This window comes from Halalkalibacter lacteus (genome assembly GCF_036663595.1).
Lineage (GTDB): Bacteria > Bacillota > Bacilli > Bacillales > Bacillaceae_D > Halalkalibacter > Halalkalibacter lacteus.
In genome coordinates, this window is sequence record NZ_JAWRVL010000014.1 from 12,465 (window position 1) to 36,044 (window position 23,580).

At 39.7% G+C, this 23,580-nt stretch carries 20 protein-coding genes; all 20 read right to left on the reverse strand.

Annotation, left to right across the window (positions count from 1 at the left end):
* Positions 1-2 precede the first annotated feature (2 nt).
* Positions 3-1,274 (reverse strand): carbohydrate ABC transporter permease, encoded by a 1,272-nt coding sequence (locus SAZ04_RS11750; protein WP_332695473.1) that lies wholly within the window; start codon positions 1,272-1,274, stop codon positions 3-5.
* A 170-nt stretch (positions 1,275-1,444) separates the two neighbouring features.
* On the reverse strand, positions 1,445-2,758 hold the full coding sequence (locus SAZ04_RS11755; protein WP_332695301.1) for an ABC transporter substrate-binding protein: 1,314 nt from the start codon (positions 2,756-2,758) through the stop codon (positions 1,445-1,447).
* A 268-nt stretch (positions 2,759-3,026) separates the two neighbouring features.
* Positions 3,027-3,719, reverse strand: coding sequence for an NAD(P)H:quinone oxidoreductase (gene wrbA / locus SAZ04_RS11760; RefSeq protein WP_332695303.1), 693 nt, complete (start codon positions 3,717-3,719; stop codon positions 3,027-3,029).
* A gap of 12 nt (positions 3,720-3,731) precedes the next feature.
* Complete coding sequence (locus SAZ04_RS11765; protein WP_332695305.1) at positions 3,732-5,030, reverse strand: amidohydrolase family protein; 1,299 nt, start codon at positions 5,028-5,030, stop codon at positions 3,732-3,734.
* 83 nt (positions 5,031-5,113) lie between these two features.
* On the reverse strand, positions 5,114-6,358 hold the full coding sequence (locus tag SAZ04_RS11770; RefSeq protein ID WP_332695307.1) for an amidohydrolase family protein: 1,245 nt from the start codon (positions 6,356-6,358) through the stop codon (positions 5,114-5,116).
* Positions 6,351-7,157: an FAD-binding oxidoreductase gene (locus SAZ04_RS11775; protein WP_332695309.1), complete on the reverse strand. Its 807-nt coding sequence runs from the start codon at positions 7,155-7,157 to the stop codon at positions 6,351-6,353. The genes SAZ04_RS11770 and SAZ04_RS11775 overlap by 8 nt, the downstream gene beginning before the upstream one ends.
* 423 nt (positions 7,158-7,580) lie before the next feature.
* Entirely contained in the window at positions 7,581-8,375 is a 795-nt protein-coding gene (locus SAZ04_RS11780; RefSeq protein ID WP_332695311.1) for an ABC transporter ATP-binding protein, read from the reverse strand.
* A 27-nt stretch (positions 8,376-8,402) separates the two neighbouring features.
* Complete coding sequence (locus SAZ04_RS11785; RefSeq protein WP_332695313.1) at positions 8,403-9,215, reverse strand: creatininase family protein; 813 nt, start codon at positions 9,213-9,215, stop codon at positions 8,403-8,405.
* 19 nt (positions 9,216-9,234) lie between these two features.
* On the reverse strand, positions 9,235-10,296 hold the full coding sequence (locus tag SAZ04_RS11790; protein WP_332695315.1) for an ABC transporter substrate-binding protein: 1,062 nt from the start codon (positions 10,294-10,296) through the stop codon (positions 9,235-9,237).
* A 33-nt stretch (positions 10,297-10,329) separates the two neighbouring features.
* Positions 10,330-11,187, reverse strand: a complete 858-nt coding sequence (locus tag SAZ04_RS11795) for an ABC transporter permease (protein ID WP_332695317.1) — start codon at positions 11,185-11,187, stop codon at positions 10,330-10,332.
* A 137-nt stretch (positions 11,188-11,324) separates the two neighbouring features.
* Positions 11,325-12,674, reverse strand: a complete 1,350-nt coding sequence (locus SAZ04_RS11800) for an FAD-binding oxidoreductase (protein WP_332695319.1) — start codon at positions 12,672-12,674, stop codon at positions 11,325-11,327.
* 544 nt (positions 12,675-13,218) lie between these two features.
* The gene (locus SAZ04_RS11805; protein WP_332695321.1) at positions 13,219-13,908 is read right to left on the reverse strand and encodes a cyclase family protein; all 690 of its coding nucleotides are present in this window, start codon (positions 13,906-13,908) and stop codon (positions 13,219-13,221) included.
* Between the two features lie 359 nt (positions 13,909-14,267).
* On the reverse strand, positions 14,268-15,557 hold the full coding sequence (gene eno, locus SAZ04_RS11810; protein WP_332695323.1) for a phosphopyruvate hydratase: 1,290 nt from the start codon (positions 15,555-15,557) through the stop codon (positions 14,268-14,270).
* A gap of 141 nt (positions 15,558-15,698) precedes the next feature.
* Positions 15,699-17,234 carry a 2,3-bisphosphoglycerate-independent phosphoglycerate mutase gene (gene gpmI, locus SAZ04_RS11815; RefSeq protein WP_332695325.1) on the reverse strand — a complete coding sequence of 512 codons (1,536 nt, stop codon included), beginning with the start codon at positions 17,232-17,234 and terminating at the stop codon, positions 15,699-15,701.
* Positions 17,231-17,986, reverse strand: a complete 756-nt coding sequence (gene tpiA, locus SAZ04_RS11820) for a triose-phosphate isomerase (RefSeq protein ID WP_332695327.1) — start codon at positions 17,984-17,986, stop codon at positions 17,231-17,233. Before tpiA ends, gpmI begins: the two co-directional genes overlap by 4 nt.
* A 42-nt stretch (positions 17,987-18,028) precedes the next feature.
* Positions 18,029-19,213 (reverse strand): phosphoglycerate kinase, encoded by a 1,185-nt coding sequence (locus tag SAZ04_RS11825; RefSeq protein WP_332695329.1) that lies wholly within the window; start codon positions 19,211-19,213, stop codon positions 18,029-18,031.
* A 92-nt stretch (positions 19,214-19,305) separates the two neighbouring features.
* The gene (gene gap, locus SAZ04_RS11830) at positions 19,306-20,313 is read right to left on the reverse strand and encodes a type I glyceraldehyde-3-phosphate dehydrogenase (RefSeq protein ID WP_332695331.1); all 1,008 of its coding nucleotides are present in this window, start codon (positions 20,311-20,313) and stop codon (positions 19,306-19,308) included.
* A 54-nt stretch (positions 20,314-20,367) separates the two neighbouring features.
* Positions 20,368-21,393 (reverse strand): sugar-binding transcriptional regulator, encoded by a 1,026-nt coding sequence (locus SAZ04_RS11835; RefSeq protein ID WP_332695333.1) that lies wholly within the window; start codon positions 21,391-21,393, stop codon positions 20,368-20,370.
* 131 nt (positions 21,394-21,524) lie between these two features.
* Positions 21,525-21,758 carry a glutaredoxin family protein gene (locus tag SAZ04_RS11840; protein WP_332695334.1) on the reverse strand — a complete coding sequence of 78 codons (234 nt, stop codon included), beginning with the start codon at positions 21,756-21,758 and terminating at the stop codon, positions 21,525-21,527.
* Positions 21,759-22,001: 243 nt separating this feature from the next.
* Complete coding sequence (gene rpoN, locus SAZ04_RS11845; protein WP_332695336.1) at positions 22,002-23,312, reverse strand: RNA polymerase factor sigma-54; 1,311 nt, start codon at positions 23,310-23,312, stop codon at positions 22,002-22,004.
* Positions 23,313-23,580 lie beyond the last annotated feature (268 nt).

Consider the following 23,580-nt stretch of genomic DNA (forward strand, 5'->3'; position numbering starts at 1 on the left):
AATCAACTTCCTCCTTTCACGCGTTTATCAAACAAATCAGAACCAATGAATTTAATAAATAAGAAGCTAATGAAAGCAACAGATAAAAAGACAATAACTGACAACGCTGAACCAGCACCAAAGTTTTGCTGTGCAAACAACGTTTTATAGGCATAAACAGAAATGGACTCTGTTGCATTAGCAGGGCCCCCACCTGTCAGAACATAGATTAAGTCAAACACACGGAACGCATCTAATGTTCTAAATAACAACGCTACTAAAATAGCTGGTTTCAACAACGGTAACGTAATTTTATAGAACTGCTGAAATTTATTCGCACCATCTACTCCTGCTGCTTCATATAAAGGTTTTGGAATCGTTTGAAGACCTGCTAATAATAGTAACGCCATATAAGGGGTTGTTTTCCATACATCAGCAAAGATAATTGAAAACATTGCTCCCGAACTAGTTGTTAATAAGACAGAGGCATCAGATATAATTCCTATTTGTTCAAAATAATGAGCAACGATACCCGCTTGACCATCGTATAGATAACGCCACATCATGGCTGCTACTGCAGTTGGTACAGCCCAAGGGATTAAAACAGATACTCGAACAAGTCCCCGTCCTTTAAATGAACGGTTGATCAATAGCGCAATCATTAGCCCTAATACCAATTCACAAAATACTGAAACAATTGTAAATAAAGATGTATTCCACATGGAAGCCCACATACGACTTTCTTGGAAATATCGTTTATAATGAGCAAGGCCAATAAAGTTCGAATCCATAACCGATTGACTCGTTGTTTCAAGATAATTGCTTAAATTTTGTAACTGCTCGCCTTCAACTTGTTGAGTAAGCAATTCAACTTGCTGAGATGACTCTTGTAAGAATATTTTGTAATCTTCAGCGAAACGGTTATCAATCTTTACATATCGTAAATCACTATCTCTAACCGGTTGAAAACTCATAACGATTTCCTCAACCATTTCATAGCGCTCCTGAACATCAGATTTGCTTAAAAGCTGGTCATGATGAGCTGAAACCCCTTCATTAATGGTTATGATTGTTTCGTAATGGTCACTTTCTACATTCTCATTTACAAGTCTATCCATCTCTCGTTCTAAGTAGTAATAATTGTCTACATAGTTTTCTAAATCTATTGTAGAACTAAGCATTGTTTGTGAACGTGCGGGATCATTTAGTTTGTAATCAAATAAACTATTGTAAAAGGATATAAAGACCGGCCAAATAATGATTGTTACCACAAGTAATATAGCTGGAAAAACCATTAGATATCCTAATTGTTTTTCATTTAAACTAAAATTTCTTTTCTTCTTAGGTTCTATTGGTTCTGTATTAGGTTTCGTATTGAGATTCGTTCTATCATTCTTTTTAGGATTTGTCAGCATAAAAAACCACCCTTTAAATGATAGGAGAGGAATATTCCTCTCCTTTACAATTATTCTGCAATTGCTGCATTCATTTTCTCTTCCATACTTACAACCGCTTCTTCCGGTGTGCTTTCACCAGCCAATACTCGCGATAACTCGATTTGCATAATATCTGAAATGACAGGATAAATTGGCGTTATAGGACGTGGAACAGCATTTTGTAATGTCTCAACAAATTCTTCATTTGCAAACATAGATGATGCTTCTCGAACTTCCTCGTCTTCATATAAAGCTTCTAATGTTGGAGCTCTATTCCCATGAATTGCATTAATTTTTTGACCTTCTGGACCAGTCAAAAACTTCACTAACTCCCACGCAGCTTCAGGATTTTCGGAGTAACGATTAATCATTGTCATCCATCCGCCAAGACCCGATGCAGACCCAGCATCTCCAGATGGAAGCATTGCAAAATCTACTTTGCCAGCAACCTCAGATTCCTCGCCATTCGCCATTGATTGCATATACGGCCAGTTTCTTGCAAATATTGAACGCCCTTGAGTGAAGTTGTTAGCTGTTTCTACCTCAGTAAATCTTAAAATGTCTCCCGGCACAAAATCAGATTGGACAATTTCAGCTAGTTTCTCAATCCCTTTGATTGCCTCTGGGCTATTAATCGTTACATCGCCATTTTCATCAATCACCTCACCACCGTATGCAGCGATAAATTCCGTGGCGTTAACAACAAGACCTTCATACTGATTAGACTGTAGTAAGTATCCAAAATCAGTTCCTTCCACACCTTGGAACTCACTTGCCATTTCAATTAACTCATCCCATGTAGAAGGAGCCTCATCAATAATGTCACTACGATAATAAAGCAATCCCGCATCTGTAAATGTTGGCATTGCAAATTGTCTACCATTTACATTACCAGCCTGAGCAGTTCCAGGGAAATATTCATTCATATCAATATCATCTCGTTCAATAAAACGGTCAAGTTCTAGCCCATAACCTGCTTGTGCAAATTCAGCCGGCCAAATGACATCAACAGCAAATACATCTACTTCTGAGCTTTGCGAACTAAGTGCTGTTACATATTGATCGTGTTGAGCACCTGTATCTGCTGGCATCTCTTGATATTCAACTTTAATATTAGGGTTCTGTTCCATAAATGCATCTAGAATTTCTTGTATTGTACCCGTTGCATCATAACCACTTGAATATGTAATTTCTACTACTTCTTCATTATCCGTGCTTTCATCTGGCGTGTCACTTTGCCCATCTGGGTCTGCGGATGTTTCACTGCCACCTCCACATGCTGTTAACAAAATTGATAGTGACAAAGCAACAGATCCAAATAAATTTCTTTTAATCGCTTTCATTTTTTATTCCCCCTTTAGTTTTTTGGAATCGATTCCAATAAGTTTTTTTGATCCCATTACATGTTAAACAAAAGATTAATCAATCATTTTGGAATCGATTCCAAATAAAGTAATCGCTTTCATAAACAAGTGTAAATGAAATATTTAAAAGATTCAATATGTAATTATAAAATATACCCTTTTTTATCGACAATATGTTACAGGACATGACAATAAACTAATTATGAATAGTGTCATGTCCTACTATGAGTCCTGTATACCTTTTCAATTACTCAAACGGTTTTGCAATTGTAAATGATTTCGCCACTCGTGCAACCCGCTCACCTAAACGCCCAGCCATTTTCAGTTCATCTTGACAAGGTGTTCTCGAACCATCCGGTCCTGCAAGAGTAGATACACCATACGGGGAGCAACCTACCGCCTTATCTGTTAAGTATTCAGGATTTTGTGTATAGGGAAGCCCGATAAAAATCATCCCTAGATGCAAAAGTGGTACAAGCGAATTAAGCAACGTCGCCTCATGTCCGCCATGGATCGAACCAGCACTTGTAAACAAAGCAGTTGGTTTTCCTTCAAGCTCTCCAGTCGTACAAAATTGACCTGCCTGATCAAGAAATGATTTCACTTGAGCCGGCATTGATCCTAAATAAGTTGGAAAGCCCCATACGATTCCATCTGCTTCAGCTAAATCATCAAGTGTGGCGACCGGGATATGAAGCTGTTCTTGTTGGACTCTTTCATAGTCTTCCACTCGTTTGGTCAGTTTAAAGTGCTGTCCCAACCCTTCTTCATCTTGATTACTTCTTTGATTGACAACACGAATGCTTCGGTCTGCAAACTCAGGAATTCGAGCATGCTTGTAGGTCACTCCATCAACTCTTTGAACACCATCTGCTATCGCTTCGCTAAGCGTTGCAATGTGACCAAAGGCACTGTAATAAATAATTAAAATTTTCGTCAACGTAATCCCTCTTTACATTTTAATAGTTGGATTAAGGCTATACTCACTTACTGCATTGGTCATGGCTACCCAACGCCCCGCACGATACACTGCTCGAGTTTGCGTAAGCTCTGCAAATAGTCCTTCAATCGTTGTTGCATTTAATAAAACAAAGTCTGCCTCCTCACCAACCTTTATCCCTTTTGATTGTTTTCCCACAAGTTGCGCCGGTACATCGGTAATCATTTGCAAAAGCGTATACAGATCAGCTTTTCCTCCCATATGCGCTGTGTAGCCTGTTAGTTGAGCGATTTGCAAAAGGTCGCCTCTCCCAAACGGATGAAACGGGTCACATACATTGTCAGAAGCTGTAGCTATCGGAACATTTGCTTCTAAAAGTTGGCGTACGCGTGTAATGCCACGCCTTACAACACCTCGATCTTCTCTTCCTTGTAAATAGAGGTTTGCGGCCGGTAACGTAATCGCTCCTAATTCTGCTTCTTTCATTTTGGCAATTACCGATTCGGCTTTTTCATGATCCATTGCCGCTAACGAACATAAATGATCAACAACTACTTTTCCTTGGTAGTTAGCTTCGATTGTTTTTTCAGCAATGTACATGACCGTATTGACAGTCGGGTCATCGCTTTCATCTGTATGTAAGTCAATTGGTAAGGTAAAGCGTCTAGCATAAGAGAAGATTTCATCGATACACTCAAGTGGACATTCGCTTATATGCGGCGCGCCACCGACACCGTCCACACCAAATGTGAGCATTGTTTCGATCTTCTTCCGATCTTGTTCTTCGTAAGGATAGTAAGGAAGCATCGGAAACACTTGTATATCCATAATAGGAGCCAGTTCTTTTTTTAACTCAAGAGCCATTCTTACACCACGAAAAGTCGTTTCTTCGTTTACTCTTGTATTAAAATCGATATGTGTACGAATCGTTGTTGTTCCATGAGCTAACGCTGACAGAGCTGTTTTTCTCATTCTTGCTAAAACATTTTCATCTGTAAACGTTTCAGAGGCTTTCGTGTAACTTTGAATCGCTTCAAGCAACGTGCCACTTTTATTCTCGGCAACTAAAAGAGAATGCGATTTATCCAAATGCATATGAGCGTCGACCATTCCTGGTAGGAGAATTCGCCCCTCTGCGTCCCAACTGACATTATCATCCTGTTCATGTTCAGACAGAAGAAACGAAAACGGTCGGTCTGCCTTTTTCTTCTGTTGGTAAGAATCCATTTTCGTAATCTGATCATGTTCGATTGTCACATCATAATATAAACCTTGATCTAAAGTTGGTATTTTCACGTTCATTATTCTCATATACGCGACCCTCTTTCGTTATCCTATTCCTTCTAAAACCTACGCTGAAACATTCATACTTATTCAAATTTGCTTGTTAGCCTTTATCTCAAAAAACCGCTCCATTTTGTTTCCTGATTTGGGGTTTCCGCAAGTATTTGACCATTAGCTATTACAAGTTCAGCTACTGGCTGTCTACGCAATAAGTCGTGGGCATTTGTCGCTGATACGAGGATAAGATTCGCTCGATGCCCTTCCTTTATTCCGTAACTTTTGATCCCTAACACTCTCGCTGCATTAATTGTCATCATTTGTAAGATGGCATCAAAATCATCTTCTCCTGTCATATGAGCAAGATGCAAAAGCATATGCCCAGCATTTAGCATCGATCCCGTTCCTAGCGGGTAAAACGGACTTAAAAAGTCATCATGAGCAACGGCAACGGTAATTCCAGCTTGGTGGAGGTCTTTCACACGGGTGATTCCTCTTCCTTTCGGCCATGAATCAGATCTTCCTTGCATCGCACTATTGATTAGCGGCGCTGTCACAATATTAATCCTAGAAGACTGGAGCAACCCTAGTAACTTCCGCACGTACGCCTCGTCGTAATAGCTCATGGCATTGGCATGACTTGCCGTAACCTTCTCATGTAACCCTGTCTCAATCGCCAGGGATGCTACGACTTCTAGAAAACGAGACTGACGATCGTCGATTTCATCACAAAAAATGTGGACAAAACGCTTATGCTCTAATGCTAACTGAAAGCATAACTCTAGCGATTTAACCCCTTTTTCACGTGTTGCTTCAAGATGAGGAACTGCACTAATTCCATCCACTCCTAATTTAATCGCTTTTTTAAGTTGTGAGACTCCATCGCTAGAAGACAGTAGGCTATTTTGAGGAAAGCCAACAAGTTGAAGGTCCATAAAGGGTGAGACCGTACGTTTTACCTCTAACAGCGCTTTTAGCGCAGTCAACTTAGGGTCGGAAACATCAACCATACTCCTCATAAAAAGAACGCCCTGTCCTGCCATCATTTTGATAACGTTTTTTGCACGAGCGACAACATCTTCATGAGAAAGAAACTCCTCTTTATATCTGTTCCACACTTGAATCCCTTCAAACAATTCCCCTGATTGATTAACATATGGCTTTCCACTTGTTAAGGCTGTATCCAAATGCAAATGAGATTCTACATAAGGAGGTAAAACCCATCTTCCTTTTCCATCAATTATTTGGTTTGCCGGCTCGGAAATGGAGCCAAGTTTGTAAATGCAACCATCTTTTATCGCAATGTCTATTGTCACTAACGGATCGACTCGAACTTCTTTGATAATTAGATCATACATCTCGTTCACCCGCTACTGTTGCCGTTGTTTCACTTGAAATCAGCTTTGTTTTCCCTGAATTGAGAAGAGAATAGTGTTTCACTTGTTGCAAATAGTGATCAAGATGAAAGCGACCTTGCAAATACGTATCGTTGTTATGCTGTTTTAGCCACCATAGCGTAACATGGTTCCAATTAAAATCACTAACACGTAGTTTATTTGTTTGAACATAGTTGGAAAATATATCATCATGTTCAGCGTTTCGCGGGGTTTCTTCCATGGTTATAATCGTTAACGCCAACTTATTTTCTTCATCCCACAACGTACCGTATTCAATGGAGCCGATGCCCCCTGTCCCTCCAGCAATAAATCCTGCTAATGTTGATTTCATAAACGTACTCGGAAAGAATCGCAACTCTTGATTAGATTCACGTAATGTTCTTTCGATCATACCAAGTTTTATTCCTGCTTGAAACGTACCTTTCCCTTCTTTGATTTCAATCGTTTGATTCAACTTACTCGTGTCTAACACAATTCCTCCATCTAAAGGAATGATTTGACCATAATTCCCCGTTCCTCCTCCTCTTGAAATAAGTGAAATTTTCTTTTTCGCTGCAAACGACAAAACCGCGATAAGTTCATTTTCATTTCTTGGTGCAATGACACAATCACCATAGCGATTTTCTAACTGTTTTTTTAAAATAGGAGAATACCAATAGTAGTCTTGAGACATTCTTTTTACATCAGAATCTTTCATGTTGATCATATCTGCGTCAAACACTTCTGCTAGTTCATTTAACCAGGTAATCGAACGATTCATACGTGCCTCCTTTGAATAGATTACTTGAATATCAGTACTTTTCTGTTCTCTTGACTAAATAATAGCTGTTCTTTCTACAAAAGAAGACGAGCTTTTCAAAGAGGGCACTGAAAAAGGTTGCTTTTTACCTTTTTCAGTGCCCTTTAAGCAATGAGCGTAGCCGTTGCCTTGTTTTAAAGCCCGCTATGAGTGGGTTTCTCATAGCAGGCGCGCAACGTGCGGAGCCATTGCCGCTTCCTCGATGGACTTTTTCAGTGGCCTCCGGTTTTTACCTTTTCCAGTGGCCTTTAAGCAATAAGCGCAGCCATTGCCGCTTCCTCGATAGACTTTTTCAGTAGCCTCGAGGTTCTTTTTAAGGTCGTTTTTTAGTGCTCCTTTTTCATGCGTGTTTACTTATGTTTCAGCCACAAATTGCTGAATCGTTTAATGTTGTAATCCTTTAGAAATCCCCCCTACTAAATTACTAAATTCAGGAGTGCTACGGAACGACTCATCCCGATCATACGGAGGAACTTCAAATACATTTGTAACTCTCCCAGGTCTTGCACTCATAACGGCAATTTTTGTTGATAGAAACACAGATTCAAAGACATTATGTGTAATAAATAAGACCGTCATCCCTGTCTTTTTCCATATTTTTAATAGTTCATAATGCAAATTTTGTCTTGTCATTTCATCCAATGCTCCAAATGGTTCATCCATTAGAAGCAGCTTTGGTTTTGCAATAAGAGAACGAGCAATCGATACCCTCATCTGCATCCCACCAGAAAGCTGCCTTGGAAGAGCTTTTTCATAGCCTTTTAATCCAACCATTTCTAGCACTTCCATACCTTTTTCTTGACGTTCTTTTTTTGATACACCCTTTAACTCTAGGGGCAAGCCGACATTATCCAATACGGACTTCCATGGTAATAATGTCGCATGCTGGAAAACGAACCCAACCTCGTTTCGATCCATCATCGTTTCGGTTTTCGCTGGACTCACCATCTCGATCGAACCTGATGTTGGTTCACTTAAGCCTGCAATGATTTTAAAAATAGTAGATTTTCCGCAACCAGAAGGTCCAACAAACGACATAAATTCACCTTCTGAAATGTCCAAACTTACTTCACTTAAAGCTGTAATCGTTCCATCATAAATTTTACTGACGTTGTTGATTCGTAGCATTGCCCCGTTTTCTTTTTTCACCTTGTTCGTTTCTAGCGTTGCAGTATTCATTGTTATTGCTCCTCTCTTTAAGTTTGTTCATGAGGTTGCCATTGTCTTTTTCAAATTTTCCATTTCAAATGTACTCATTGTAACAAGTGTTTTCGCTATCTTTTTACTTAACAAGGCGATTGATTCTTCCCCTTTGCTCTTCGTTGCTGCTTGTGCATTTCCTGCAACACCAGATTCCGAAATATCATCAACAACCCACGCTACATACGGCGCACCTTTTATATCGAGGTGCTCGTGATGATAAAATTCATTGGGGGCTTCCTCCATCTGAACCCACTTCTCTTTTAAAGCTAAAATTACCGATGTTTCTATATCACCGCCATGAATCCCGTAAGTCAGCTCCTCTGCCGAGAATAGATGCTCTAACTCTGACTTATAATCCATTCCGTTCATTCGAAACACGATTAAACCCGTTTCAATCCTCAATTCACGAGCAACCATGTTTAAGAGGTCGTTGTTTCCTCCATGGGTGTTAAACAAAACGATTCTTCTAAATCCACTTGTACTTATACTTTTCCCGATGTCGAGCACCACTTGCTGAAGCGTTGCAGCAGACAAGGAAAGCGTTCCTGGATGCCCTAAATGTTCTGTGCTTTTTCCGTAAGGGAGTGGCGGCAACATCCATATATTTTGATCATTTGATAAGTGGTTGAATGTCGCTTCTAGTATTCCAGTTGCTATTAATGTATCTGTATAGACAGGAAGGTGAGGGCCATGCTGCTCAACAGCGCCAACTGGTAAGACAACTAACCCTTTGTCCTTGTCGAGCTCTTTTACTTGTTTTGTAGATAAGCGTGGCAAAAATAATTCCTGCCACGCTTTGCTATTAGAACGTGTCAAAGCGAAGTCCTCCTTTTAGTTAGTGTAAAAAATCTGTCGTAAACACATCTGTTGCTGGGATTTGAGAATCGACTAATTCAAGTTCATATAGTTGATCAATCAATGTTTCCCAACGTTCCTCCCTCATGTAGCCGACACCATGTTCAGCTGCATCACCACCAAAGACGAGATCTTCCATTTGTTCAGTCGCATAGGCCATTTGTTCTGCCGTTTTTTCTGGCTCTAGCTCAATAATATAATCATAGATTTTTTCAGGGTCAGCTTTAAACGCTTCCCACCCTTTTGTAATAGCATCAACGTACGCTTGGATGATTTCAGGATGCTCTTCCATAAAGTCTTTTGTTGTAAACAATACGTCGCCATACGGTGAATAACCAGAATCAGCAATCATCAAATGACCTGTTTCCACCCCTTGCTCCTGTAAGTAGAATGGTTCAGATGTGACATACATTTGTGAAGCAGCTTTATCGTTTGAAACAAAGGCTGAGCTATCCCCTGTATAAACACGATTTTGAGATTTCTCAATGTTATACTGACTAACTAAGTACTCCCAATACCCAGCACCAGCCGCCGTGTAAATTTCATAACCATCAGCTAAATCATCAAATGTTTCAATAGGCTGATCTACATGAAACATAATCCCTTGTGGCGTCTTTTGAAAATTGGCAAAAATCGCAACAAGTGGAATTCCTTCATTAATCGCATAGAGCACTTGGTCAGCTTGAGCCATCCCTATTTGTGCACTTCCTGAGGATACGATAGAGATTGAAGATACTTGCGGACCACCTGGTTCTGTCGTCATATCAAGTCCAGCTTCTTCATAAAAGCCTTCCATAGCAGCATAGTATTGACCGGCATTTTCAACTTGAGGGAACCAGCTTGTAATTTGCTTCATTTCAAACAGCTCAACAGCTGCCTCATCATCACTTTCTACTTCTAGTTCTGTTTCCGGTTCTGTTGTTTCCACTTCGGTCTCATTTGTTGTTGCTTCTTCGACAGTTCCGTCTCCGCAAGCTGTCAGGGCCAATAATAATGTTAGACTTACTAGGAAAGTAGGTTTCTTTATCCATTTCTTCAGCAATGTGATACCCCCAAGTAATAATTATTTATTTATTTATTCTTGTTCCATTTCAGATTCATGCCAAGACCCTAAGAATATTCTTGAGATGTAACTTACTAGAAGGAAAAATGCAATTCCGAGTACGGCAGCTGATAGTCCAAGAGCAAAAAGGTACGGTGTTTGTAATCTTGATGCAGCAACTGTGATCGCATAACCTAACCCACCAGCTCCTCCACCAACACCTGCAATGTATTCACCAACAATCGCTCCAACAACAGCTAACGTACAAGAAATTTTCGCACCGGCAATAATGTAAGGAAGGGCTGCTGGAAAACGCAACTTCCACATAACTTGCCATCTCGAAGCATTGTATAAGTAAAATAAATTTTTCATATTATGATCCGTTGTATTAAGTCCAATTAACGTATTTGATAACATCGGGAAAAAGCCAATTGTAAAAGCTATAATCACAATCGCATTCATTCCAGAACCAAACCAGATCACAATAATAGGAGCGATTGCTACAACAGGAATCGTTTGTAAAATGATTGCATAAGGATAAAAACTTCTTTCGACAAGCTTGGAACTCGCCATTAAAACAGCCACGCCAATTCCACCGATGACACTTAAGATAAAGCCTGAGACAGCACTAATGATCGTAGTCGTTAATGCATCAGATAAATTGCTCCAGTTTTTCACCGCCGCCTCATAAATATCAGTAGGTTTAGGTAAAATGTAATGCGGTGTTCCTATTAGTGTGACAACTAGTTGCCATAATACAATAAAGGAAACCATTGCGATAACAGGTGGTAAAATCTTTTTTGTCCACTCGTTATTTTTATTTTTCACCTTTGCCCCACTAGGACTTTTCACAACAACTTGACTTGCTTGATTCACTGCTCCTCTAGCCATATAGAACACTTCCTTTATTTGTATTCGGTATACTTGTTCCGCTTTGAATAGTAAGAAAAACCTCATTAACATTACACTTCTTCATCATTCGTCCTCCTTAAATAGTAAAAAATGATGTGCTGACTACTTTCATTGCTTCATGGTGCTTTAACAAAGTCATGTGTTGGCATTTTTTCTTGGTTCAGTAATTCAAACGGATCATTTTCTTTCTTTTTGTTTGCGATCGATTCTAGATGCAAGTTCCAGCCTCCTGCTCCAAGCAAATACGTATGTGGATCATTCACAGTAGCTCCAATTTCATTAAAATAGTCGATGATCTCATACAAACGTTCTTTCGAATGATAATAGACAAGTGGCAAACCTGCTGGAATGAGCTTCCCCTTATCACGTAACCACTCGATATGAACGAGAACTTCGTCGCCAAATCGTTCTTTTATTTTTCCTACTTGATCGTGAACATCTTTTAGTGAGTAGAAATTTTGTAAATACGTCCATTTTTTATCGTTCTTTAATGCCCACAAGGTTGTATGATTCCAAGTAAAATCTGATATCCCAATTCCTTTTCGATAAAAAGCAGCCTCGGCCGTGTAAATGCTTGTTCCATTAAACCTCGCCGCTTCCTCTAATAATCGATTATGGTTTGATTCTTCAATTTCGATAAGAGCTACGTGCTTGTCTTTTTCCTTAATTACTTTCTTTAATGGTCTAAAAAAAGTAGGGATCGGTGCTTCGACAACTGTTACGAGTCGTTTCTTCCACTGATTTCCTTCCGCAATGTTTTGCGTGAAGTCAATAGCGTCTTTTATTGTTGCGAAACTGATCATCTCTTGAACCCAATTTGATTTTGGCTTAATGGGAATCGTCACTTCTGTAATAATTCCAGTTGTACCATAACTATGAATATAATCGAGTAATTCTTCTCCATTCACAGTTCGTTCAACTACCATTTCGTTCATCGTAAGAACTTTCGCTGAAAGGACATTGCCGTCCCAGAGATTTCCCCATGTGACTGAGCCAATCCCTCCAGACCCACCTGCTATAAATCCTCCAATGGTCGCCTTAACAAATGTCGATGGATAGATCGTTAATTCTTGATCAGTTACCATAATTTTCTTTTCTAGATCTCTTATCCTCATGCCAGCCTGTACGGTTACAAATCCATCCCCAATTTCAAGTACATTGTTTAACTTACTTAAATCGACAACAAATCCACCAGTCATCGGTACAGCCTGACCATAATTACCAGTACCAGCTCCTCTTGCAGTCACAGGAATTTTTTCATCTACAGCCAGTTGCAATACAGCTTTTAATGTTTCATGTGAGTCTGGAATGATGACATAATCAGCTCGTTTATTTTCTAATTGTTTGTCTAACACAGGAGAATACCAATAGTAATCTTTTGATAGTTTCGTTACCGTCTCCTCTACCTGAACAACGTTTTCTGAGCCCACTGTTTCAAATAGTTTCCCCAGTAATTTTGTACTCATCTACCACTCCATCTCCTCTCAAATAAAGCGATCACCCGCTAGTCAAATGTCACAATAATTTGATCTGTTTTTATTCAAATCGAATATATGGTAAGAGTAATGGAAATGTTTTGAATTTTGTTGGAAGTAGTCAGGTTATCTATCGTTCTTTTTTCATGCAAAAGAAACTGTTTCGCATATAGAAATGTCGGCATTTTGGCTTGTTTAACCAATAGGAAACGGGAATAGCAACTCGTTGTAGAACACCAGTTTGAAAGCATTTACGCACTTTGTTATTGAGGGTTATAGCATAATAACAAAGATATCAAATGACATAAAACCTTACATATATAATAACTAAAATGAGCCACTTTTTTCGTTGCTCTTCTACAACTATCTTTCATGTAACTAGTGCGAGCCAAAACGGGAACATTGCAAATGAGTAGGTATTTTTTTAAGTTCCAAAGGATCTCTAACTGTCATTCATTTAGTAACAAAATCAGAATATTTATCACCCGTACTACAAAGAAATCGACCTTGAGTAGGTCGATTTACTTCCATCTGATTATGACTCAATTAATAATGCGACCGCGCGTATTGGCGAACCTGTTCCATTGCGGATCTTTAGAGGTAGACCAATATACAAAAAACGTTTATTCACTATTTCAGCGAGGTTGCATAAATTTTCGGTATTTGTGATTTGGTATTCGCGACAAGCAAGATGACCGGAAAATTTTTTATCTTCAGGATGATCAATAGAGGGCGCATCGATTCCAATATTTTTAACTCCTAACTCAGCAAGCCATTTCGCAGCTTGATAATTCAATCCAGCATGGCGGTTAAACCAGTCATCCGTACCATACGAACGCTCATAATGCCCAGTATGAAGTAGGACGATATCTCCTTCTTCAATCGTCTGCTCCGATCTTTTTAAAGCCTCTTTTACGTCACGCTTTGTAATAAACTCATCAGGTGAGATTGAAGTGAGATCGAGGCAAATAGCCGGTCCATAAAAAGAGCCTAAATCCATCTCATCAATCGTTGGGCCATCTGGATCGTATTCATATATGGCATCACTATGAGTAGGTCCATGTTCATTAATGAGTAAACTATTTGTCGCAAATTCGAATCCTATTTTTCGCTTTGTCATTTCATGAGTTTTATTTGGAAAAATAACCGTTTGTTGGTGGATAGGTAAAACTGGCATCCCTTGAAAAATTTCTTGAGATAAATCGATGAGTTTTGTCGTCGTCATATAAAGTTTCTCCTCATTTTTTTATTTGTTTCTTGTACTGGTTATCAGAATTACAGAATGATTAGGAATACACCGATAACATACTACAATAGGAATATAGGAATAACGTGTTCGAGTTTATACCATCGCAAATATGTATACGAAGTTATGACTTGTAGATTAAGAGTAATCTAAAAAGACATATTTTTGGTAAATTAAGTTATCTTTTCTAACATACTTTTGCGTTCGGCTTGTGAGATTACTGTATGGATAGGAAGTGTTCTACGTGCGAAGTTATGTTGACTATTATAGATCAATCTTCTTTTTTAATATTAATACAAAAAAAATGACGCACCCACTAGGGCACGTCATTTTTATCATTACTTCTTCAAGTTATAAAATGCAGAACGTCCGCCATATGTAGCTACGTTTGCAAGCTCGTCTTCGATGCGAAGAAGTTGGTTGTATTTTGCAACACGGTCCGTACGAGACGGAGCACCTGTTTTAATTTGTCCAGCATTAGTCGCAACAGCGATATCAGCGATTGTTGCGTCTTCTGTTTCACCAGAACGGTGAGAAATAACAGCTGTGTAACCAGCACGCTTCGCCATTTCGATTGCTTCGAACGTTTCTGTAAGTGTACCAATTTGGTTTACTTTGATTAGGATTGAGTTACCAATTCCTTTTTCAATACCTTCAGCAAGTTTTGTTGTGTTTGTAACAAACAAGTCATCACCAACAAGTTGAACTTTGCCACCAAGACGATCTGTTAGAAGTTTGAACCCATCCCAGTCGTTTTCGTCTAAGCCATCTTCAATTGAGATGATTGGGTATTTTGAAACAAGATCATCGTAGAAGTTAACCATTTCTTCCGATGTAAGACTCTTGCCTTCGCCAGCTAAATGGTACTTGCCATCTTCTTTGTTGTAAATTTCAGAAGCAGCAACGTCCATTGCAAGCATTACTTCTTCACCTGGCTTGTAACCAGCTTTTTCGATTGCTTCAATGATCGTTGAAAGTGCTTCTTCGTTTGAAGAAAGGTTTGGAGCAAATCCACCTTCGTCACCTACAGCTGTGTTGTAACCTTTTCCTTTAAGTACAGACTTCAGGTTGTGGAAAATTTCCGCACCCATGCGTAGAGCTTCGTGGAAGTTTTCAGCACCTACAGGCATTACCATGAACTCTTGAATGTCTACGTTGTTATCAGCGTGCTCTCCACCGTTGATGATGTTCATCATTGGTACTGGAAGTTGCTTTGCATTGAATCCACCAAGGTACACGTATAATGGTACACCTAAAGCGTCAGCAGCAGCATGTGCTACAGCCATTGATACACCAAGGATCGCGTTCGCGCCTAGCTTGCTTTTGTTGTCTGTTCCGTCTAGATCGATCATTAATTGGTCAATTCCAAGTTGGTCAAGAGCGTCGAACCCAATTAGCTCAGGAGCAATTGTTTCATTCACGTTATCAACCGCTTGAAGAACTCCTTTGCCCATATAGCGCTCTCCACCATCACGTAATTCAACTGCTTCGTATTCACCAGTAGAAGCACCACTTGGTACTAATGCACGTCCCATTGCACCTGACTCAAGATATACCTCAACCTCAACTGTAGGATTACCACGAGAATCTAATACTTCGCGAGCATAAACATCTGTAATCATTGTCATTATTAGTCACTCCTTAGAATAGTAGTATTTTCATTAGTTCAATTTATTTTCGGTTATCGGGATCATTTTCATGCAAATTTCTGACCCCAACCGTATGTTATGTTCGATTTCTTTTCAAATAATCCTGCTTCATTCACAAAATTATTTTTGAATCAATGAAACCCCAGTCATTTCTTGAGACTGTTTGCCACCTAGTAACGTTAAAACAGTTGGTGCAAGGTCAGCCAATTTTCCGTCTTGACGTAATGTAACGCCATTTTCCGTTACGATTACTGGTACACGATTCGTCGTATGAGCAGTCATTGGCTTGTTTTCAGGTGTTAAAACTTCGTCAGCATTACCGTGATCAGCAGTAATAACAGCAGCTCCACCTTTTGCAACAATCGCATCTACAATCTTACCAAGACATTCATCTACAACTTCAACCGCCTTAATGGTCGGCTCAAGCATTCCTGAATGTCCTACCATGTCAGGGTTAGCCAAATTCAAAATAATAGCGTCATGCTTATCAGAAGCAATGTCAGCCAGTAACGCGTCCGTTACTTCATAGGCACTCATTTCAGGCTGTAAGTCATACGTTGCCACTTTGGGTGAATCAATTAAGATTCGCTCTTCACCAGGAAACGGCTCTTCACGTCCACCACTAAAGAAAAACGTGACATGTGGATACTTCTCCGTTTCCGCAATGCGAAGTTGTTTGTAATTTTGTTGAGCTAACACTTCACCGAGTGTATTATCCAAGTTTGATGGTTTAAAAGCGACAAACCCATCAACCGATTCACTAAAGTGAGTTAAGCACACATAATGAAGGCCTCTTGGATGCATGTCCCCACGATCAAATCCTCGGAAGTCTTCGTTCGTAAATACTTGAGACATTTGAATCGCACGGTCTGGACGGAAATTAAAAAAGATTACCGCATCATCATCTCCGACAGTCCCAACAGGTGTACCATCTTCCTTTGTAATAACAGAAGGAATAATGAACTCATCAAAAATCTCATTTTTATAATTATCTGTTACAACATCAATGGGATTCGTATAAGCAGGACCTTCTCCGTACACCATCGCACGGTAAGACTTCTCCACACGATCCCAACGACGGTCGCGATCCATCGCATAATACCGGCCGTGTAGAGAAGCAATTTGCCCAACGCCTAAATCCTCTAATTTGCTTTGCAATCCACGGATGTACATTTCAGCTGATGTTTGGCCAACATCTCGTCCATCAAGGAAACCATGAACATACACTTTTTCAACATTTTCTCGTTTTGCTAGTTCCAGTAAAGCAAAAAGGTGTTCAATGTGACTATGAATACCGCCATCTGAAAGAAGTCCATAAATATGCAAGGCACTCTTTTTTTCTTTGACATGATCCATAGCTGCATGGAAGGTATCATTCTCAAAGAAATCGCCTTCGCGAATTGATAAATTCACGCGAGTTAAACTTTGATACACGATGCGTCCAGCACCGATGTTCAGATGTCCTACTTCAGAGTTCCCCATTTGACCTTCAGGTAAACCAACCGCCTCACCTTGAGCTTCAAGGGTTGCGTGCGGATATTGATTCCAATAACGATCAAAGTTCGGCTTATTTGCCTGTGCAACTGCATTTCCTTTTACTTCATCTCTCATCGCAAATCCATCTAGGATGATAAGAGCGACTGGCTTTTTACTCATTTGCCTTCCTCCAAAAGTGCAAGGAATGAATCTGATTCAAGACTAGCACCACCAACAAGAGCTCCGTCAATATCTGACTGTGCCATATATTCTTTAATGTTAGCTGGCTTTACACTTCCACCGTACTGAATACGAACCGCTTCAGCAGCATCTGGTGAGAATGCCTCTGCAACTACTTTACGAATGTATGAACATACTTCGTTTGCGTCACTCGCAGAAGACGATTTACCAGTACCGATAGCCCAAATTGGCTCATATGCGATAACTGTGTTTTTTACTTGATCATCTGTTAGTCCAGCAAGGCCAGATTCAACTTGAACTTTTACAACATCATTCGTTTTGCCAGCTTCACGCTGTTCATCTGTTTCACCGCAGCACATAATAGGTACTAGGTTATGCTTGAACGAGGCATGAACTTTTTTGTTTACTGTCTCATCTGTTTCAGCGAACATTTCACGACGCTCAGAATGACCAATAATTACATAGTCTACGTTCATATCAGCTAGTGCTACAGGACTGATTTCGCCTGTAAATGCACCATTTTCTTCAAAGTGTACATTTTGAGCACCGACTTTAAGGTCTGTTCCTTCTGTAGCACTAACTAAACTTTCTAAAAATAGAGCAGGTGAACAAACAACTGCATCCACTTCACTATTTTCTGGAACGCTTGTCTTTACAGCTTCAACAAATTGCTTAGCTTCCCCTAGCGTTTTGTTCATTTTCCAGTTACCTGCAATAATTGGCTTACGCATAGTACTTCACCTCTTTATTGGATTAAAACGGGGTCTGACCCCTTATTTTTCATTCAATGCAACAAGTCCTGGAAGCTCTTTGCCTTCCATGAACTCAAGCGATGCGCCACCACCAGTAGAGATATGGCTCATCTTATCAGCAATACCGAACTTTTCAACCGCTGCAGCAGAGTCTCCCCCACCGATGACAGAGTACGTGCTTTCACTATTAGCAAGTGCTTCACCAACGCCTCTTGTCCCTTTAGAGAACGCTTCTAATTCGAAAACTCCCATTGGGCCATTCCAAATAACAAGCTTTGATTCGCTGATCGCTTTACGATATGTATCAATCGTTTTTGGTCCAATATCAAGTGCTTCCCAATCAGACGGGATAGAGTCGATATCAACCACTTTAGTATTAGCATCATTTGAAAAATCATCAGCAACTATTGCATCAATAGGTAACAACAAGTTAACATTGTTTGCTTTTGCTTTTTCCATAAATGATGCTGCAAGATCGATCTTGTCTTCTTCAAGTAATGACTTTCCAATTTCATGGCCAAGTGCTTTTACAAATGTGTAAGCAAGTCCACCACCGATAATCAAGTTGTCTACTTTATCTAGAAGATTGTCAATAACACCGATCTTATCTTTCACTTTTGCTCCACCGATAATAGCTGTAAATGGACGCTCTGGATTAGATAATGCTTTACCAAGTACATCTAATTCCTTTTCCATTAAAAGACCTGCAACAGCTGGTAAATGGTGTGCAATCCCTTCTGTTGAAGCATGTGCACGGTGAGCAGCACCAAATGCATCATTTACGTAAACATCTGCTAGTGCAGCAAATGCTTTGGCAAGTTCTGCATCGTTCTTTTCTTCACCAGGGTAGAAGCGAACGTTTTCAAGTAAAAGTACATCACCTTCCACTAAAGCATCGGCAGCTTGCTCGGCTTGTGGGCCATATGCCTCATCTACCTTTTTGACTTCCTTACCAAGTAGTTCGCTTAAGCGAACTGCCACTGGTGTTAAACGAAGCTCTTCAACAACTTCGCCTTTTGGACGCCCAAGATGAGATGCAAGAATCACTTTCGCGCCTTGGTCCACTAAAGCTTGAATCGTCGGGATCGCTGCACGAATACGTGTCTCATCAGTAACTTGTCCATCCTTCATTGGAACGTTAAAATCAACGCGACAAAATACTTTTTTTCCTTTAAGGTCAACATCACGGATCGTTTTCTTGTTCATTTTGGCTAGGCCTCCTGTATCGTAATTGCTATTTTTACAGCGGAAAGAGGAGGAGAATGCTACCATCTTCCTCCTCCACCAACTGTTACCTATTATAGTCCTTGCTTAGCGATGTAATCAACAAGGTCTACAACACGGTGAGAGTAACCAGACTCGTTATCGTACCAAGAAATTACTTTTACCATGCTGTCTTCCATAACCATCGTTGAAAGAGCATCGATTGATGAAGAATGCGGGTTACCATTGTAGTCACTAGAAACTAAAGGCTCTTCGCTGTAGTTAAGGATTCCTTTTAATGGACCTTCAGCAGCTTCTTTAAAAGCGTTGTTTACGTCTTCAGCTGTAACGTCTTGGTTTAACTCAGCTACTAAGTCAACTAAAGAAACGTTAGGAGTTGGAACACGCATAGCTCCACCATTTAATTTACCTTTAAGTTCAGGAAGTACAAGAGCTACAGCTTTTGCAGCACCTGTAGATGTTGGAATGATGTTTTCAGCAGCAGCACGCGCACGACGGTAGTCCTTATGTGGAAGGTCAAGGATTTGTTGGTCATTTGTGTACGAGTGAACAGTTGTCATCATACCACGCTTGATTCCGAACTTATCATTAAGAACTTTCGCAAATGGTGCAAGACAGTTTGTCGTACAAGATGCGTTAGAAATAACGTGGTGGCTACCAGCATCGTACTTATCTTCGTTAACACCCATTACAATTGTGATATCTTCATCAGATGCAGGAGCAGAGATGATTACTTTCTTCGCACCAGCTTCGATGTGTTTTGCAGCATCTTCACGCTTTGTGAAGAAACCAGTTGATTCAACAACAACTTCTACACCGCGGTTAGACCACTCAAGTTTCGCTGGGTCACGCTCAGCAGAAATGTTGATTTCTTGTCCGTTAACAACAAGAGAATTACCATTTACTGATACTTCAGCATCTAAGTTGCCGTGTACCGTGTCATATTTAAGTAGGTGAGCTAGCATGTTTGCATCAGTTAAATCGTTGATTGCAACTACATCTACCTCAGGGTTGTTTAATGCCGCACGAAATACGTTACGTCCAATACGTCCAAAACCATTAATACCTATTTTTGTTGCCATGTTCAATCTCCTCCTAGTAACTTGTAAGAATTTATCAAAAAGAGCAAAGCCCTTTTATCTACGTAACATTAATAGTGACTTGGCAGCAGCTTCATCTGTAATCAATACATCACTTGGCTGATATTTCATATAGGCAGCAATTGCTTCCGCCTTTGAAGATCCTCCTGCAACAGAGATTACATATTTATGCTCTCCAAGTTCATCAAGTTGTAACCCTATCGTTCTTTGCTTGTGAATCGGTTCTCCAAGACGATTGAAGTAATAACCAAAAGCCTCTGCTACAGCCTCTTCTCGATTAAGCTTGTCAACAAACGAATTCACTGAATCGCGTCGGAGCGCCATCTTTCTCGCATCTCCAATCCCATGAATCACAGTACAAGCGGATTGAATCAGCTTTAGGATTTCCTTAACAGACGGTTCTAATACAAGAGATGAATAAGCTTCTTCACTTATTTGATCTGGCACATGTAACAAGCGATACTGTGCACCTGCTCGACTTGCGAGTTCCGCACTAATTGTATTGGCTTGATTTTCCACTTGCTCACCTAACCCGCCACGTGCCGGGACAAAAACAACTTCCCGCGTTTTTGCATCAGGCTTCATCATCTCCGCAACAGCAGCCAGTGTCGTCCCACCCATAACGGCGACAACGTCTTTTGGCTTTATCATTCGTTTCAGTTCGCTAATACAAGCGCGCCCCATCTCTCTTTTAACCCAATCATCTTCATCACTATTTCCAGCAACGACAATAACTTTCTTCACACCAAGTTCAATTTTCAGCTTGCTTTCAAGCTCCCTAAGGCCAAGTAATTCTTTCATTACATCTTCTAATTTCAGAAAAAGTTGTTCGCCCTCTTCTGTAATGCTCATCCCAGCTGTTGCAAAACGGACAAGTCCCTGCTCTTTCAAAAACGTGACTTCTCCTCTGAGAATTCGTTCTGATAATTGCAAGTTAGAAGATAAGCTTCTTCTGCCTATTGGTTGCATGAGTTTAATGTAGTGGAGGATTCGATAACGCTTGACCATTACATCAAGCAAATCAGGTAATAATTTTTTCTGAATGTCTAATAATAGTTGCATAGAGCCATACTCCCTTTTTCAAGTCTGGACTCACTATGTCCCGCATAGACTTTTCGCGTCCCGATCAGTTCAAAATAAGACCAAATCCTTCCTACAAGTCCATATTACCAAGGATATGGTCTTTACACAAGTTAAATTTGCCCATTTAATTCAAGTAAACGCTTTCTTATTTTTTTCGCTGATATTTGCCCAAAATCAACCTCTTCACCATTAATCAAAATAACCGGAATCATAATTTGATACTTCTCTAACAACTCATCGTCCTTATAAATGTCTGCGATCGTCATCGTAAACTCAAACTCATTTTTTAAAGGCTCTAATTTATTGATCGCTTTATCACATAAAGGACAATCAACTTTTGACATAACGACTACTTCTAACATTTCCAACATCACTCACTTTTATAGATTTTTTTCAAAAAGGGTTGAGGTTTACCCTTTTCGAAAAAAATCGAAGCATTGAGCGGAGCCGCCTGCTTTTAAGTCCACTCTGAGCAGGTTGCTCAGAGCGGACGCGCAACGTGTGAACCAATGCCCTCTTTGGATTTCCCCCAGAAGGGTCGGGTTTTAACTACCAATTATCATTACTCATTTTAGTTGGATACCGCTTTATTCAAACCGTTTCCTTTTAGAAGAAGCCGGAATCCCCAATTCATCTCGGTACTTGGCAATAGCTCTTCTTGAAACCGTTATGTCCTTTTTTTCCTGAATCCAACTTACAATCTTTGTATCAGACAGTGGCTTTTGTTTATTCTCAGACGCAATTATCTCTTTCATCCAATCTTTAATTGAGCGACTAGATGCCGATTCACCCATTCCATTTTGAATTGATGATGAAAACAACGATTTTAGTTCAATGATTCCTCGTGGAGTATCGGCAAATTTACTAGTAGTTGCTCGACTCACAGTAGATTCATGGACTTCAATCTCATCGGCAATTTCTTTTAACGTAAGTGGATTCAAGTTTCCTTTTTTATTTAAAAAATAATCTTTTTGATGTCTGGCAATCGCTTCGCCAACTTTTAGAATTGTTTGTTTCCTTTGCTGAATACTTTTCATCAACCATTGAACTTGTTGTATTTTTTCTTTAGCATAATGAGTCGCTTCATGATCCTGCTCTTTACGAAGTAATTCTTCATAATGATGGTTCAGACCAACACTTGGGATCAGATCATCCTCTATATGAACAAGCAAATCGCCTTCATATGGAACAATTCTAATTTCAGGTCTAACAAATTGAACAGGATCTGATATATATTGACTACCCGGCCTAGGGTCTAATGTTTGAATGACATCGTTCACTTCTTGCACATCTGCAAGAGTAATACTCAGCTTTTTCGATATATCTTTCCACTTTCGCGACGCAAATTCTTCCATATATAAGGATATAACCTGCTCAGCTATTATATGCGGCGTGTCTAACCGTTGCAATTGCAACAATAAACATTCTTGTAAATTCCGTGCGCCAACACCAGCAGGATCAAAGCTCTGCAATGTCTGGAGCAATTTTTCTCCTTCTGCTAGCGCAATCTGTAAATCATTGCAAATGTCTTGAAGTGGCCTCGATACATACCCGTCTTCTCGCAAGCTATAGACGAGATAGACCAATTCTTTTTTCTGCTTTTTTGTTATGTTTAACTCTTGTACTTGTTGAAGGAGATATTCACTTAAACTTATTCTATCAATATGGGCATAGTCAATTGGAGAGGTTTGATCTTCGAAAGCTTTTGAATAAGTGGAATACGTTTGTTCGGCTAATCCAGGTAGTTCCTTCACATCAAGTAATGGGTTTTCAAGTGCTTGTTCCTGAATATAGGTTGCTAACTCTTGCGCTGAAAACTGCAACAAGTGAATTGCTTGACGTAATTCTTGCGTCATGACCAAACTTGTTGTCTGTTGTTGATAAAGACCAAATTGCACTTGTATTCCCCTCCCTTCATTTTCATTAAAGAGTTACACTTTAAGTGTAAACGCTTTCTAATGCTTATGCCTATACTACTTTATTTCATACCATATCTTATTATATTTGATTTAATTCTTGAAAACTATGTTTAATCCTGCCTAATAATCGTTTAGATTATTTAAAAACGGATATTATGAAAGGAGGGTTTAAATAACTTCATATGGAATATATGTAGTAAGAGGTTGTTTTCAAATTCCTAAAAATGGAATACACCTCCCGTGCTGT